Source organism: Lentzea sp. (assembly GCF_035525475.1).
Taxonomy (GTDB): Bacteria; Actinomycetota; Actinomycetes; order Mycobacteriales; family Pseudonocardiaceae; genus Lentzea.
The window spans coordinates 1-13,899 of the sequence record NZ_DATLEC010000260.1 but is presented as its reverse complement, the minus strand read 5'-3'; the positions used below and the strand labels follow the sequence as shown (position 1 = coordinate 13,899).

The window sequence follows — 13,899 nt, the reverse complement described above, 5'->3', positions numbered from 1 at the left end:
TGGGAATGATGCTTGATCAACAAATTCCCATGGAGAAGGCCTTCTCCGGCCCCAAGGCACTGGCCGACCGCATGGCCGGCCTGGACGTGCACCGCATCGCCGAGGCCGACCCCGAGACCTTCGCGACGATCATGGCCACCCCACCCGCCGTGCACCGCTTCCCCGGCTCGATGGCCAAGCGGGTGCAGGCCCTGTCGCAGTCGATCGTCGAGCAGTACGACGGCGACGTCACCGGGATCTGGGCCGAGGGCGACGCGAAGACGGTGCTCGAGCGGCTCAAGGCGTTGCCGGGGTTCGGGGACCAGAAGGCCAGGATCTTCCTGGCCCTCCTGGGCAAGCAGTTCGGTGTCGCGCCGCAGGGGTGGCGGGAGGCCGCCGGGCACTACGGCGAGGACGGAAGCCGTCGTAGCGTCGCCGATGTGACGGATCAGAGGTCGTTGCTGGAGGTTCGCGACTTCAAGAAGGCCGCGAAGACCGCTGCCAAGAAGTAGCCCGGCTGTTCCTCATCTGGTCCACTGGGTATACGCCGCCTGTTCCGACGAGGTGCCATCGTGCCTCGGATGAGAAGGAGCGTTGCGTTGCGCATCGAGGCACTGGGCGTTTTCACGGTTCTCGCGCTTTGTCTGAGCGCTGCGCCGGTGGAGGCTGCGAACACGTGGCCGGGCGACTCGGCCACCAGGACGGCTGACGGCAGCGGTGTGTTCGGCAAGAACCTCAGCGGACTGTCGTTCGAGAACCCACAAGTCCTGTGGGCGGTGAAGAACAGCCCGTCCACGCTCTACCGGCTCGTGCCCAGTGGCAGCACGTGGAAGGTCGGCGAGAAGAGGTCCCTCACGTTCGCGGACGGGCAGGGCGATCCTGACGCTGAAGGTGTTGTGAGCACGCCGGACGGGCTCTTCGTCGTCTCCGAGCGGGACAACGACAATGAGGACGTGAGTGCGCCCACCGTGCTCAGGTACGGGACGTCCGGTACCGAGGAGTGGGCGCTGACGGGGATGCCGTCGACGGACCCCAACGACGGGCCGGAGGGCATCGCCTGGGTTCCGGACGCGTTCCTGACGCGGCAAGGGTTCAAGGCCGACAACGGAAAGCTCTACGACCCCGCCGACTACCCAGGTCACGGGAGCGGGCTGGTCGCGGTCGGGCTCGAGGCCACCGGCGAGATCTACCTGTACGCACTGCGGAACGCCGGGGTCGCGCTGGTCGCCAGGTTCGCCAGCGGGCAGAAGCAGGTGATGGACCTGGAGTTCGAGGGCACCAGGCTGTGGGCGACCTGCGACGACCACTGCGGCGGCAGGGCCACGACGCTCGCCGTCGTCGACGGGAAGTTCAAGACGACGGCGACTTACGACCGGCCGTCCCAGCTGCCGAACGTGAACCTCGAAGGCTTTGCGATCTCTCCCGACTGCGTCAACGGCAAGAAGCTGACCCTCTGGTCGGACGACGACAACACCGACAAACACGCTCTCCGCAGTGGCGCTTTGAACTGCACGGCCTGAACCAGGGAATGTCGGGGTGCGGAGCTAGGCTGCCGCGCGTGACCGCACCTCACATCCCCGGCTTGTCCGACTTCAGACCGTTGGGCGCCGGCGGGTTCGCCACCGTGTATCGCGCGCACCAGGCGCAGCTCCACCGCGACGTCGCCGTCAAGATCGACAACCGGGTGCTGGTCGACGAGCGGGACCGGCACCGGTTCCTGCGGGAGGCACGGGCCGCGGCCAAGTTGTCAGGGCATCCCCACGTGGTCGGGGTGCACGACGCGAACATCACCGCCTGGGGCACCCCGTACATCGTCATGGAGCTGTGCACGGGCGGGTCGCTCGCCGACCAGCTGGACCGGCAGGGGCCGTTGCACCCCGAGCAGGTGCGGGACCTCGGCATCAAGCTCGCGGACGCGCTCTCCTCCGCGCACCAGGAAGGTGTGCTGCACCGGGACATCAAGCCCGGCAACATCCTCGTCGACCGGTACGGCACGCCCAAGCTCGCCGACTTCGGGCTCGCGGCGTTGCTGGACGCGCAGGGCGGCAGCACGGTCACGCGGGACGCCCTGAGCCCCAGCTACGCGCCGCCGGAGGCGTTCGCGATGGCCGAGCCGACGCCGCAGGCCGACGTCTACTCGCTCGCCGCGACGCTCTACACGTTGCTCGCGGGCAAGCCGCCGCGGCCGGTTCCGTGGCCCATCAACAGCTTCGACCAGCTCGGCGAGATCCTGCGCCGGCCGGTGCCCGCCGTCGACGGGGTGCCGCCGGCGTTGCACGAGGCGCTGGCTCGGGCGCTGCACCCGGACGCCAACCTGCGCACGGCCAGTGCCGCCCAGCTGCGGGACGAGCTGCGCGACCCGATGCGGCAGCCGACGGTGCCGGTCTCCGCGCCGCCGAAGCGCAAGAGGTGGCCGCTGGTCGCCGCCGCGGCAGGGCTGGTCGTCGCTGTCACGGCGGGCGTGTTCGCGTGGAACTCCTACGGCGAGGACCAGACGACCGCGCAGGGGCCGGGACCGCAGACGACGCAGCAGGGCGGCTCCGAGGACGTGCCGCCGTTTCTCAAGAAGTGCGGCGAGGCGTTCTGCGTCGACGAGTCGACGTGCTTCCGCGGGATCAACAACTTCGGTGGTCAGCCCGCCGTGGCCCGCAAGGTGGGCAGCTGCGCGGACGAGCACTACTGGGAGGCGTTCGCGGGAGGCTGGCTCTCCGGCGCGATCCCGGCGGTCGACTCCGACGAGCTGGCGGCCTCGGCCGAGGTGAAGGGCGTCTGCACGTCCGCGGCGATGAAGGCCAACACGCGGGCGGCGGTCGACACGACGAGCTGGGAGATCACCGCGGTCGGGTTCCAGGACGGCACCCGCAACTACTTCCTCTGCCTCGCCGCGCAGCCCGGGGTCGGCGAGGTCGTGACCAGCGCGTTCGGCAGCTAGGGAAATCCACTTGCGACGGTCACTAACGTAGATCGACGTGCGTGTTCACGCCGATTTGATCATTGCTGGATTCCGAAGGTATTCGACCTACCGACAAGCGATGCTGGCCGGGATGACCACGAACGTGGTCTTCGGCCTGCTGCGGGTCGCGATCCTCGCCGCCGCTCTCGCAGCGGCGAACGGCGAGATCGCGGACTACACCCTCGCTGCCGCCAACACGTACGTCTGGATCGGGCAGGGGCTGCTCGGGTTCATCCTGTTGTGGGGGAACAACGAGCTCGCCGAGCGCGTGCGATCCGGTGACGTGGTAGTAGACCTGTACCGGCCGTGGCACCTGCAGAGCGCTTTGCTCGCGCAGGACGTCGGCCGCAGCGGGTTCGCGTTCCTGACCAGGCTGGCGCCACCGGTGGTGTTCGGCATGGTGCTGTTCCCCTTCCAGTTCCCCGAGACCCTGGCGCAGTGGCCGCTGTTCGGGGTCAGCGCGGTCTTCGCGCTGGTCATCAGCTTCGCGTTCCGGTTCCTCATCGACGTCAGCGCGTTCTGGCTGCTCGACAACCGGGGGCTGTACGGGTTCTGGAACGTCACGTCGGGCCTGCTCTGCGGGCTCACCGTGCCGATCGCGTTCTTCCCCGGATGGGCTCGGGACGTGCTCTGGCTGACGCCGTTCCCGGCGTTGCTGCAGGCGCCGATCGACGTGTTCCTCGGGCACGGCAACCCGCTGGAGGTCCTTCTGTACCAGGCTTTCTGGGCCGCGGTCATGCTCGGACTCGGCCACGTCGCGTTGCAGCGCGCGGTGCGCAAGGTGGTGGTGCAGGGTGGCTGACGTCATCTACCCGAAGCTCATCGCGGCGCGCCTGCGCAGCCAGATGTCCTACCGCGCCTCGTTCGCGATGGATTTCGTCACGCAGGTGATCGCGCAGTGCTACGAGCTGCTCGTCATCCTCATCCTCTTCACCCAGATCACCGCACTCGGCGGCTTCAGCAAGAACGAGGTGCTGCTGATGTACGCGTTCGCGGGCGCGGCGTTCGGGGTGGCGGACCTCTTCGCAGGGCAGCTCGACAACCTGCCGACGTACATCCGCACCGGTACCTTCGACGTGCTGCTGATGCGGCCGCTGGGCACGTTGCCGCAGATCATGTGCTCCGACATCCGCCTCAGGAGGATCGGGCGCATCACCGGCGCGCTGGCGGTCATGGCCTACGCGCTGGCGCACGCTGCCGTCGACTGGTCGCCCGCGAAGGTCGTGCTGACCGTCGTGACGCCGGTCGCGGGCGCGGTCATCTACAGCTCGGTGTGGGTGGTGGCCTGCTCGATCTGCTTCTGGATCGTCGAGGGGCGCGAGTTCGCCAACGCCGTCACGTACGGCAGCAACGCCTTCACGTCGTACCCGATCAACGTCTACTCACGGCCGTTGCGCTGGCTGATGGCGTTCATCGTGCCGGGTGCGTTCGTGGCGTACTACCCGAGCCTCGCGCTGCTCGGGAAGCAAGACCCGCTCGGCCTGCCTGGCTGGGTCGGGTGGACATCACCGCTCGTCGCGGTCCTGGCGGCCGTCGTCGCCGGGTTCGTGTGGCGGTTCGCGGTCGGGCACTACCGGGGAACGGGATCATGATCGAGGTCAGGGAGCTCCGCAGGGAGTTCAAGGTCGCCACGTCGAAGGGTTTGCGCCGCAACTACAAGACCGTCACGGCGGTCGACGGCGTCACGTTCGGCGTCGAGGCGGGCGAAGCCGTCGGGTACGTCGGGCCGAACGGCGCCGGCAAGTCCACGACGATCAAGATGCTGACCGGGATCCTGGTGCCGACCAGTGGCCACATCCGGATCAACGGCGTGGACCCGTCGAAGCAGCGACGCGATCTGGCGAGGCGCATCGGCGTCGTGTTCGGCCAGCGCAGCCAGCTCTGGTGGGACCTGCCGCTGCAGGACAGCTTCGACCTGCTCAAGTCGATCTACCGCGTGTCCGCGCAGGACTACCGGACCAGGCTCGACGAGTGCGTCGAGCTCCTGGGCCTGCAGGAGCTCCTGATCACGCCGGTCCGCCAGCTCTCGCTGGGGCAACGGATGCGCGGCGAGATCACGGCGGCGCTCCTGCACGCGCCGGAGCTGCTGGTGCTCGACGAGCCGACGATCGGCCTGGACCTCGAGTCCAAGGAACGCCTCCGGGAGTTCCTCGCCGACATCAACACCCGCCGCGGCACTACGCTCCTGCTCACCACGCACGACCTCGACGACATCGAACGCCTCTGCCCGCGGCTGATGGTGATCGACCACGGCCGGGTGCTCGCCGACGGACCGCTCGACGAGCTGCGCGCCGAGGTCACGCCCGAACGCGAGCTGGTCATCGAGCTCAGGGAACCCGGACCGGCCCCGGACGTCCCAGGAGTGACGGCGGTGCGCAGCGAGGCGGGAGGGCTGCGGCACCACCTCACCTTCCGGCGGGCGGAGACGACGGCGGCACAGCTGATCACGCGGGTGGTGAGCCAGGTGGAGGTCCACGACCTCGCCGTCGTGGAACCCGAGATCGACGACGTCATCCGAAAGCTTTACCAACGCCGACTCGATCAGGACGTTCGTCGGTAGAGTCAATGGTGAAACAAACGGACAGATCGGGCAGAAGGAGCGCGAATGCGCGTAGTTGGACCGCTGGCAGCGGCTGTCATCGCGTTGGGCAGCTTGACGGCGTGCGACACGATCCAGGGCGTCAGCGACACCGCGGACAAGGTGAAGCTGTGTGCTGACGCGATCCAGCTGGTGGGCTTCTCGCCTGACCTGAGCGACCCGCAGAAGGCACTGGAAGACACCCAGGCCAAGGCGAAGGAGCTCGAGACCCTCGCGAACTCCGCGCCGGACGAGCAGGTCAAGAAGGCTCTCGAGGAAGCGGCCAACGGCATGCAGAACGTCGGTTCCGCGGCGGACTGGATGCAGCAGAAGGCCGCTCTCGCCGCGAAGGTCTCCTCGGCCTGCGGCGGATGAGCACTTGAGCCCTGTTGCGCGTCTCCGGTGTCGGCCTAGGCTTTAACGCGTTCAGCGCCACGCCTCACGCCGCACACCGGAGGTGCGCAGCACCATGCAAGCAACAGTGGGTGACAGGCTCCACGTCCACAGCCGCTCCATCGGACTCGAGGAGCGGCTGGGCGAGATCCTCGAAGTGCGCGGGACCGACGGCCACCCGCCGTATCTCGTCCGCTTCAACGACGGGCACGAAGGTCTGGTGTTCCCCGGACCCGACTGCGTCGTCGAGTCGCGGGGCACGGTCTAACCCAACACCGTCGCGATCAGCTCCTCGGCCAGCTGGGGAGTCGCTGCCGCCACGCCCGACCACCGGTGGGTCAGGTCGGGCTCGAACGTGAACGGCCGCCCGTGCAGGTCGACGAGCACCCCGCCCGCGGCCGGCACGGTGACCAGTGCCGTCGCGAGGTCCATGATCCGGTGCGTGTCGCTGCCCGGATCGATGAAGGCGTCCACGGTGCCCTCGGCGACCAGCATCGTCTCCAGGCAGGTCGTGCACAGCACCCGGATGCGGTCGGCGCGGTTCGCGATGCGCAACCACGCGTCCTGGGTGCCGGTCTTCGGCCTCATCAGGCACACGGACGCGCCGTCCAACGTCGTGCGCCCGGTCGTGCGGAACGACGTCGGCACTCCCGCGAGCGCATGCCACGCACGGCCCGTGTCGAACCATGTCGTGAGAGCTTCTTTTGCCGTGCCGTCTTCGACGAGCGCACCGGCGAAGCAGGAGAGGGGAACGCCGAACGCGGCGTTCGCGGACCCGTCGACCGGGTCGATGACGAGGGTGATCGAGGAGCCGTTGTCGACGAACCCGGCTTCCTCGGACAGGAGGTTCACGCGACTGCGGTGGATCGACTCCAGGATCGCGTCCTCGACGATGCGGTCGACGCGCATCGTCGGTGTTCCGTCGGCGCCGTCCGCCACTTCTTCGCGGAGCTCGAGGCGCGTGTGCAGTGATCGGGCGCGTCCGTACGCCGCCGACGCCGCACGGGCGGCGTCAGCGAGCGCGGGATGCACGTCGTCGGAGAGCTGCGGCTGGGGAACGTCCCAAGGGATCAGCACGTTCCCCACCCTGCCACGATTCGAGGCGACGATCAGATCAGGCCGAGGCCCTTGACCGCGTCGCGCTCCTCGACCAGCTCGGCCACGGAGGCGTCGATGCGGGCGCGGGAGAACTCGTCGATCTCCAGGCCCTGGATGATCTCGTAGGAACCACCCGAGGTGCGCACGGGGAACGACGAGATGATGCCCTCGGGCACGCCGTACGAGCCGTCCGACGGAACGGCCATCGAGGTCCACTCGGTGCCGTTGACCCAGTCGTAGACGTGGTCGATGGCGGCGTTCGCGGCCGACGCGGCGGAGGACGCGCCACGGGCCTCGATGATCGCCGCGCCGCGCTTGGCGACGGTCGGGATGAAGTCGTTCTCCAGCCACGCCTGGTCGTTCACGGCCTCGGCGGCGGTCTTGCCACCCACCTCGGCGTGGAACAGGTCCGGGTACTGGGTGGCCGAGTGGTTGCCCCAGATCGTCATCTTCTCGATCTCGGTGACCGCCACGCCGAGCTTCTTCGCCAGCTGCGACAGGGCGCGGTTGTGGTCCAGGCGCGTCATCGCGGTGAAGCGCTCGCGCGGGACGTCCGGCGCGTGCTGCTGGGCGATGAGGGCGTTGGTGTTGGCCGGGTTGCCGACCACGAGCACCTTCACGTCGTCCGCGGCGCCGGCGTTGATCGCCTCGCCCTGCGGCTTGAAGATGCCGCCGTTGGCCTCGAGCAGGTCGCCGCGCTCCATGCCCTTGGTGCGGGGGCGGGCGCCGACGAGCAGGGCCACGTTCACGCCGTCGAACGCGGTCTTCGCGTCGTCGGTGATCGTGATGCCCTTGAGCAGCGGGAAGGCGCAGTCGTCGAGCTCCATCGCGGTGCCCTCCGCGGCCTTCAGCGCGGGGGTGATCTCCAGCAGCCGCAGGTTGACCGGGGTGTCCGGGCCGAGCAGGTGGCCGGAAGCGATGCGGAAGAGCAGTGCGTAGCCGATCTGGCCGGCCGCACCGGTGACAGTGACGTTCACGGGCGTGCGGGTCATGAGCCTTCCCGAATGACGGTCCTCGTTGACGTCGGGCAGGTCGCCCGGCGACCCGCACGTTACCAACACGGGGACTCTGCGAAGGTGTGAGAGTGGACAACCTGCCAGAAGAGGCCGCGCCCGAGGTCGGCGAGGACTACTCGGACGCCAACCTGCACGGACAGCACTGGGAGAAGCGGTCTTTCACCGACTGCGACTTCACCGAGGCCGATCTCCGCGAGCTCGTGACGACGGGGTGCACGTTCACCCGCTGCGACTTCACCCGGACGGATCTCGGCGAGTCGCGCCACCACGCGACGGCCTTCCGGCAGTGCACCTTCGACCGCACGGTGCTGACGCGGTCGTCTTTCACGTCGTGCAGCCTCATGGGGTCGAACTTCGTCGACTGCGTGCTGCGGCCGATCACCTTCACCGAGGTCGACTTCACGCTGGCGTCGTTCGTGAGGGCACCGCTGCACGACATGAAGCTGGGCGGTCAGCGGTTCCGCGAGACGAACCTCAGCGAGGCCGACCTGCGCAACACCGACCTGAGCGCGGCGGACCTGATGGGCGCGCGCCTGCTCGACGCGAAGCTGGACGGCGCGGACCTGCGCGGGGCGAAGATCGACGCGAACGGGCTCCGGCAGGCCAAGCTGGCCGGAGCCCAGATCGACGTCGACACGGCGATCGCTTTCGCCGCCGCCTACGGGCTAGTCGTGTCGTGAGGTGATGCGCACGGACGGGTGAATTCGCACGGCCGTCTCCGTGTCCACAACGGACTCCACAGCGACGTGCGACTCAGCCCCGCCGGACCACACGCGCTTGAGGTACCGCAGGAAGAACGGTGTGGCCGGGATCACCGGCCACACCGGAACGCCGTGCGGGTCAGTTGTTGTCGGCTGGTCCCGTGATCTCCACCAGGACGCCGTCCGCGACCATCTCCTCGACCGCCTTCGGCAGCAGGTAGGCGGTGCCGCCGCCCGGCTGCTCGAACCACGGCACCGCGACACCGCTCAGCACCTCGAGCGGACGGCGCAACCGGTACACGCGGTACGGGCGGTTGATCCACGACGGCACGAGGCTGCGTTCCGGGAACGGCGTGCCCGCCACGTAGACGAGGTTGCCGTTCTGGTCGCCGTAGCGGTCGACCTCGGTGCCCGCCGGCAGCTCGAACATCTGCTTGTGGCGGAACAACGTCAGCGGCGGCTCGCCCGCCAGGGGCGTGATCGGGAACTTCCGCTTCGACAGCTCCTCCTGCGCGACCGGGGAGGGCGCCAAGGCCGGAGCCTGGGGCGGCGGGACCTGCTGCACCTGCGTCGGTGCCTGCGCCTGCGGTTGCGGGGGCATCGGCGGACGTGGCGGCGGAGCGGGACGGCGCGGCTCCTCGCGGAAGCCGTTGCTCATCGGCCGCGGCGGCAGCGGTGGCTGCGGTGGCTGCGGGAGCGGCTGCTGCTGGGGCGCGCGCTGGATCGTGCGGAAGTTGCCCAGCACGAGCCTGCCCACCAGGTACGCCGACGCGTCCTCGACCTTCTCGAACCGCACCGGGTTCTTCGGGCCCTGGTCGAACCAGCACACTTCCCAGCTGTCGCCGTCGAGGCGCAGCGTCCAGGTGCGGTCGGCCGGCTCGCCGATCCGGTACACGCCGTGCGGCACGCTCAGGTCGTCCAGCGCGCGCCGGGTGCCCGCCAGGTCGCGGTCCTCCTCGGGCGTGACCTGCCGTGGCGGCTTCACCGGCTCCGGTTCGGGCTCGGGTTCGGGCTCGGGTTCCGGCTCGGGCTCGGGTTCGGAGAAGACCGCGGCGTCGAACTGGGTCGTCTCCTCCACGCGAGCGGGTGCGGGCACCACGACCGGCGCGGGCTCGGCGACGGGCTCCTGCTCGAAGTGGGAGTCGAGCTGCGCCTCGAAGCGCGACTCCGGCTCGGACTCGAAGTGGGGCTCGAACGAGGTCGTGGACTCGATCTCGTCCTCGGGGGCCAGGTCGGGCTCGTCGTCGGCGACGGTGACGACCGGGTGTTCCTCGGTGACCTCCGCCGCGCTCTCGGCCGGCTCGTCGAGGACCGGGCTCCAGGCCATCGTGTCCTGCATGGCGTCGCGCGGACGGTCCTCGGGCTCGGTGACCAGGTGGTCCGTGCGCTCCTCCTCGCGCTGGTGCGTGAGGAGCACCGGCTCGTCCGGCCCCGCGGTGGGGATCTCGGCTTCGTCGGGAGCGTCCACGACGGGACGTTCGTCTTCGGCGTCCATGTCGTTCGGCACCTCCGGGACCGGCTCAGGTTCGCCGAGATCTTCGGGGTGCGGGGCGAAAAGGTCCATGCCCGCGCCGTACGTGTCGCGCAGGCGCCTGTCGTCCACGTGGTCGGGCACGCCGTCGGAGTCGAAGACCACCCGATAGGGGGGACCGTCACCGGCCATCGGAGGCGTCGCGACCGCGATCGTGGCGCCGAGGTCCTCCGGTTCCGGCTCGGCCTTCGACCGCTCGGTCGTCACCTCGACGTCCTTCGGGTCCGGGATCAACGGCCCGAAGTCGTACTCCTCGTCCTCGTCCTCGCCGTCGTACGAGGGTGAGGTGACGAACTGCGTCTCCTCGGCCTTCGGCTCGGGCTCGGGCGCCGGTGCCGGTGCCGGTGCAGGTGCGGGCTCTGGCGACGCCGGCACCACGGTGCCGGGAGGCGCGGCGGGCGCGCCGAGGTTCGCGGCGGCGGCGAGCCTCGACTCCTCCGAGACGTCGGGCAGCCCGAAGGCGGCGGCACGGGCGCGCTCGACCAGTTCGGGCTCGGGCGGCACGCCGTACTTGCGCAGGTAGTAGGCGAGGCCGACGGGCCAGATCCACACGCCGTCGGTCTGGAACCCGGACGGCACGACCAGCGGCGAGTCGGGGTGCAGGACGTCGGCGTCGAAACCGCGGCCGGCCACGGCGACCGGCGCGTTCGACAGGTACGCGAGCAGCGGGCCGACCTCGGGCTCCGGCACCGGCGGGCGGTTGACCGACGGACGACCGTTCGGTCCGGCGCCGTCGAACACGCGAGCCGTGCGGAACACCGGCGTCGGCGGGTTCAGCCTGCGGCGCAGCCAGTCGGGGACGTTCTCCTCCGCACGCGGGAAGAACCGCATCTCGTCGACGTACGCCTGGTGCGGAGGAGGCGTCTGCCAGCCCGGCTCGGCGCGGTCGAAGTCGAGGTTGTAGCTCGACGGGTGGTCGAGCTGGTAGCGGGCGTTCGTCCAGCTCCCCCGGCCCTCGCGGTGCATGCCGGCACGCAGCCGCGCGAACAGCGACGCCACGTCCTGCGGCGGCACCCACGCGTGCGAGGTGCCGTCCTGCAACCGCAGCTCGGCCTCCAGCTCGAAGTACCGGCCGGTGGCGCGGTACTGGGCGATCACGCTGCGCCAGTCCTCTGGAGCGGCCCGCATGAGAGTCAGGCCGATCTGCTTAACCAGAGCATCCTGCTCGGTAGGGTTCAACGGCTTCGGCTCGGACACGCCAACATCTTCCCCCGCAACTCGCCGGATCGCACACGTCCCCCGCCACTGCGCCGAACGGTGGAGGCCCGACCATAACGTGGTGCGGGCGCAAGGTTAAAGCTGATCAAGAACACTCCCGTCCGGGTTTGGAGGAGCATTGTCACGGTCCGCGCAGGTGACCGGCGGTCTGCTGGCGACGGCCGGCGGTGTCGCGATCGCGGTCCAGGCGCGCGTCAACGGAACGCTCGCGACCTCGTTGCACAACGGGCTGCTGGCGGCGTTGGTCTCGTTCGCCGGCGGGTGGCTGGTGCTGCTCGTGGTCGTCCTGTCGCGACAGTCCGGGCGAGACGGCCTGCTGCGGCTGCGCGACGCGCTCGCACACCGCCGCATCCGCTGGTGGGAGTGCGTCGGCGGGGTCAGCGGCGCGGTGCTCGTGGGCTCGCAGGGGCTCGCGGTCGCGACGATCGGTGTGGCGGTGTTCACGGTCGCGGTGGTGATCGGGCAGGTCGTGAGCAGCATGGTCGTGGACAACCTCGGCGTGGGACCCGGTGAGCCGAAGCCCATCACGAAGACACGTGTCGCCGGAGCGGCCGTCGGTGTCATCGCCGTCACGATCGCGGTGTCGCACCGGTTCACGTCCCCCGGCACGTTGTGGCTCGCGGTGCTGCCGCTGGTCGCGGGCCTGCTGATGGGCTGGCAGCAGGCGGTGAACGGGCTGGTGCGCGAGGCGGCGGACAACTCCGTGGCGACGATCCTGGTGAACTTCACGGTCGGCACGGCGGCGTTGGCGCTGGTCAACGCCGTGACGTGGGGCGGGGTGCCGGGCGCGTTCCCGTCTGACTGGTGGCTCTACCTCGGCGGGTTGCTCGGCATCGTGGGCGTGGGCGGGGCGATCGCGTCCGTGCGGTTCATCGGCGTGCTGATGGTCGGGTTGTGCGGCGTGAGCGGGCAGCTCATCGGGGCCGTGCTGCTCGACGCCGTGAGCGGGCACCTCGCGTTGCCGACGGCCATCGGCGTGGCGCTGACGCTGGTGTCGGTGGGCATCGCGGCGTTGCCCAGTGGGAGGATGAAGGTGTGACTGCGACGCTGCTCAACGGCAACGAAACCCGGAACGCGCTGTTCGAGGACCTCAAGGCGCGGGTCGCCGCGCTGCCCGGCCCGGTCGGTCTGGCCACCGTGCTGGTCGGCGACGACCCCGGCTCGCACTCGTACGTGAAGGGCAAGCACCGCGCGTGCGAGAAGGTCGGCATCTCCTCGATCCGCCGCGACCTGCCGGAGTCGACCACGCAGGAGGAGCTCGAAGCCGTCATCGACGAGCTCAACGCGAACCCCGAGGTCACCGCCTACATCGTCCAGCTCCCGCTGCCGAAGCACCTGAACGCGAACGCGATCCTGGAGCGCATCGACCCCGCCAAGGACGGCGACGGCCTGCACCCGGTCAACCTCGGCAAGCTGGTGCTCGGCGAGGAGGCGGCGCTCCCCGCGACGCCGCGCGGCATCGTGGAGCTGCTGCGCCGCTACGACGTGCCGCTCGCGGGCGCGAACGTCACCGTCGTCGGCCGCGGCGTCACCGTCGGCCGCCCGATCGGCCTGCTGCTGACCCGCCGCACCGAGAACGCCACCGTGACGCTGTGCCACACCGGCACCAAGGACCTCGCGGCCGAGGTGCGGCGCGCGGACATCGTGATCGCCGGCGCCGGCAGCGCGGGCCTGATCACCAAGGACATGGTCAAGCCGGGCGCCGCGGTGATCGACGTCGGCATCACCCGGACCGACGCGGGCCTGGTCGGTGACGTGGCTCCGGACGTCCGCGAGGTCGCCGGATGGCTCGCCCCGATGCCGGGCGGTTCCGGTCCGATGACCGTGGCGATGCTGCTGACCAACACCGTCGAAGCCGCCGAGCGCGCCCATGCGACGGTCTGACGCGGAAGCGCTCATGCCGGAACAGCGCTGGCGGTCGGGCCCCGGGAAGCACCTGCCGTTCGCGCTGGTGCTCGGGGTCGGGGTGTTCGGGCTGGTGCGGATCTTCCAGTACCACTGGCGGCAGGGCGCCGTGCTGCTCGGCGTGTCGCTGCTGGTGGCCGCTGTGCTGCGGATCCTGGTGACCGACGAGCAGGCCGGTCTGATCAAGATCCGCGGCCGTGGCATGGACGCGTTCCTGTACTCCACGCTGGGCATCGTGGTGATCGCCGTGTCACTGACGATCACCGGCGGCCCGCTGAGTCGTTAGCTCGGGCCGATAGCGCGGTTCACGAGGACCTCGATGAGCTCGTCGAGGTCCATCGGTGCGACGACGTCCGGCAGCGTGAGCCGCTCGTAGATCAACCCCGTCATCCCGAAGTACATCAGCAGGACGGTCATCCGGTCCCCTGGCAGCTTCGACTCCTCGTTGAACGCGATGTTGAAGTCGAGGTTGCCGGCCATCGTCCTGGTGAGCGCGGTCCGCAGGTCCGGCCTGCGTGTGGCCTCCA

15 protein-coding genes and 1 pseudogene are annotated in these 13,899 nt (G+C 69.7%); 12 read left to right on the top strand and 4 right to left on the bottom strand.

Annotation, left to right across the window (positions count from 1 at the left end; all coding sequences use genetic code 11):
• The 8 genes from VM306_RS39475 to VM306_RS39440 all read left to right on the top strand — a co-directional run.
• The coding region (locus VM306_RS39475) for an HhH-GPD-type base excision DNA repair protein (protein WP_325524382.1) at positions 1–491 on the top strand (491 nt) is incomplete at its 5' end.
• A 69-nt stretch (positions 492–560) separates the two neighbouring features.
• Complete coding sequence (locus VM306_RS39470) at positions 561–1,499, top strand: esterase-like activity of phytase family protein (protein ID WP_325524379.1); 939 nt, start codon at positions 561–563, stop codon at positions 1,497–1,499.
• A 38-nt stretch (positions 1,500–1,537) separates the two neighbouring features.
• A complete protein-coding gene (locus tag VM306_RS39465) occupies positions 1,538–2,911 on the top strand; it encodes a serine/threonine-protein kinase (protein WP_325524376.1) in 1,374 nt (457 codons plus the stop codon).
• A gap of 112 nt (positions 2,912–3,023) precedes the next feature.
• Positions 3,024–3,734, top strand: coding sequence for an ABC transporter permease (locus tag VM306_RS39460; protein ID WP_325524371.1), 711 nt, complete (start codon positions 3,024–3,026; stop codon positions 3,732–3,734).
• Entirely contained in the window at positions 3,727–4,524 is a 798-nt protein-coding gene (locus tag VM306_RS39455) for an ABC transporter permease (protein ID WP_325524367.1), read from the top strand. The genes VM306_RS39460 and VM306_RS39455 overlap by 8 nt, the downstream gene beginning before the upstream one ends.
• Positions 4,521–5,492: an ABC transporter ATP-binding protein gene (locus VM306_RS39450; RefSeq protein WP_325524363.1), complete on the top strand. Its 972-nt coding sequence runs from the start codon at positions 4,521–4,523 to the stop codon at positions 5,490–5,492. The genes VM306_RS39455 and VM306_RS39450 overlap by 4 nt, the downstream gene beginning before the upstream one ends.
• Before the next feature lie 45 nt (positions 5,493–5,537).
• The gene (locus VM306_RS39445) at positions 5,538–5,885 is read left to right on the top strand and encodes a hypothetical protein (RefSeq protein ID WP_325524358.1); all 348 of its coding nucleotides are present in this window, start codon (positions 5,538–5,540) and stop codon (positions 5,883–5,885) included.
• Between the two features lie 94 nt (positions 5,886–5,979).
• Positions 5,980–6,171: a DUF1918 domain-containing protein gene (locus VM306_RS39440; protein WP_325524354.1), complete on the top strand. Its 192-nt coding sequence runs from the start codon at positions 5,980–5,982 to the stop codon at positions 6,169–6,171.
• Here VM306_RS39440 and VM306_RS39435 read toward each other — a convergent pair.
• A complete protein-coding gene (locus tag VM306_RS39435) occupies positions 6,168–6,980 on the bottom strand; it encodes an inositol monophosphatase family protein (protein WP_325524351.1) in 813 nt (270 codons plus the stop codon). The two genes, VM306_RS39440 and VM306_RS39435, sit on opposite strands and share 4 nt — an antisense overlap.
• 32 nt (positions 6,981–7,012) lie before the next feature.
• On the bottom strand, positions 7,013–7,993 hold the full coding sequence (locus tag VM306_RS39430; protein WP_325524347.1) for a malate dehydrogenase: 981 nt from the start codon (positions 7,991–7,993) through the stop codon (positions 7,013–7,015).
• A gap of 92 nt (positions 7,994–8,085) precedes the next feature.
• Here VM306_RS39430 and VM306_RS39425 point away from each other — a divergent pair, with 92 nt between their 5' ends.
• The gene (locus VM306_RS39425; RefSeq protein ID WP_325524343.1) at positions 8,086–8,697 is read left to right on the top strand and encodes a pentapeptide repeat-containing protein; all 612 of its coding nucleotides are present in this window, start codon (positions 8,086–8,088) and stop codon (positions 8,695–8,697) included.
• A gap of 160 nt (positions 8,698–8,857) precedes the next feature.
• Here VM306_RS39425 and VM306_RS39420 read toward each other — a convergent pair whose 3' ends face one another.
• The gene (locus VM306_RS39420; RefSeq protein WP_325524340.1) at positions 8,858–11,446 is read right to left on the bottom strand and encodes a glycohydrolase toxin TNT-related protein; all 2,589 of its coding nucleotides are present in this window, start codon (positions 11,444–11,446) and stop codon (positions 8,858–8,860) included.
• Between the two features lie 157 nt (positions 11,447–11,603).
• On the opposite strand from VM306_RS39420, the gene VM306_RS39415 reads away from it, so the two are divergent.
• The 3 genes from VM306_RS39415 to VM306_RS39405 are packed head-to-tail and all read left to right on the top strand — an operon-like array spanning position 11,604 to position 13,658.
• Entirely contained in the window at positions 11,604–12,506 is a 903-nt protein-coding gene (locus VM306_RS39415) for a DMT family transporter (RefSeq protein ID WP_325524336.1), read from the top strand.
• On the top strand, positions 12,503–13,351 hold the full coding sequence (locus tag VM306_RS39410) for a bifunctional methylenetetrahydrofolate dehydrogenase/methenyltetrahydrofolate cyclohydrolase (RefSeq protein WP_325524333.1): 849 nt from the start codon (positions 12,503–12,505) through the stop codon (positions 13,349–13,351). The genes VM306_RS39415 and VM306_RS39410 overlap by 4 nt, the downstream gene beginning before the upstream one ends.
• Entirely contained in the window at positions 13,338–13,658 is a 321-nt protein-coding gene (locus VM306_RS39405) for a DUF3017 domain-containing protein (RefSeq protein ID WP_414672507.1), read from the top strand. Before VM306_RS39410 ends, VM306_RS39405 begins: the two co-directional genes overlap by 14 nt.
• Here VM306_RS39405 and VM306_RS39400 read toward each other — a convergent pair.
• Positions 13,655–13,899: pseudogene (locus VM306_RS39400) on the bottom strand (TetR/AcrR family transcriptional regulator); the annotation flags it as partial. The gene VM306_RS39405 and the pseudogene VM306_RS39400 overlap by 4 nt on opposite strands.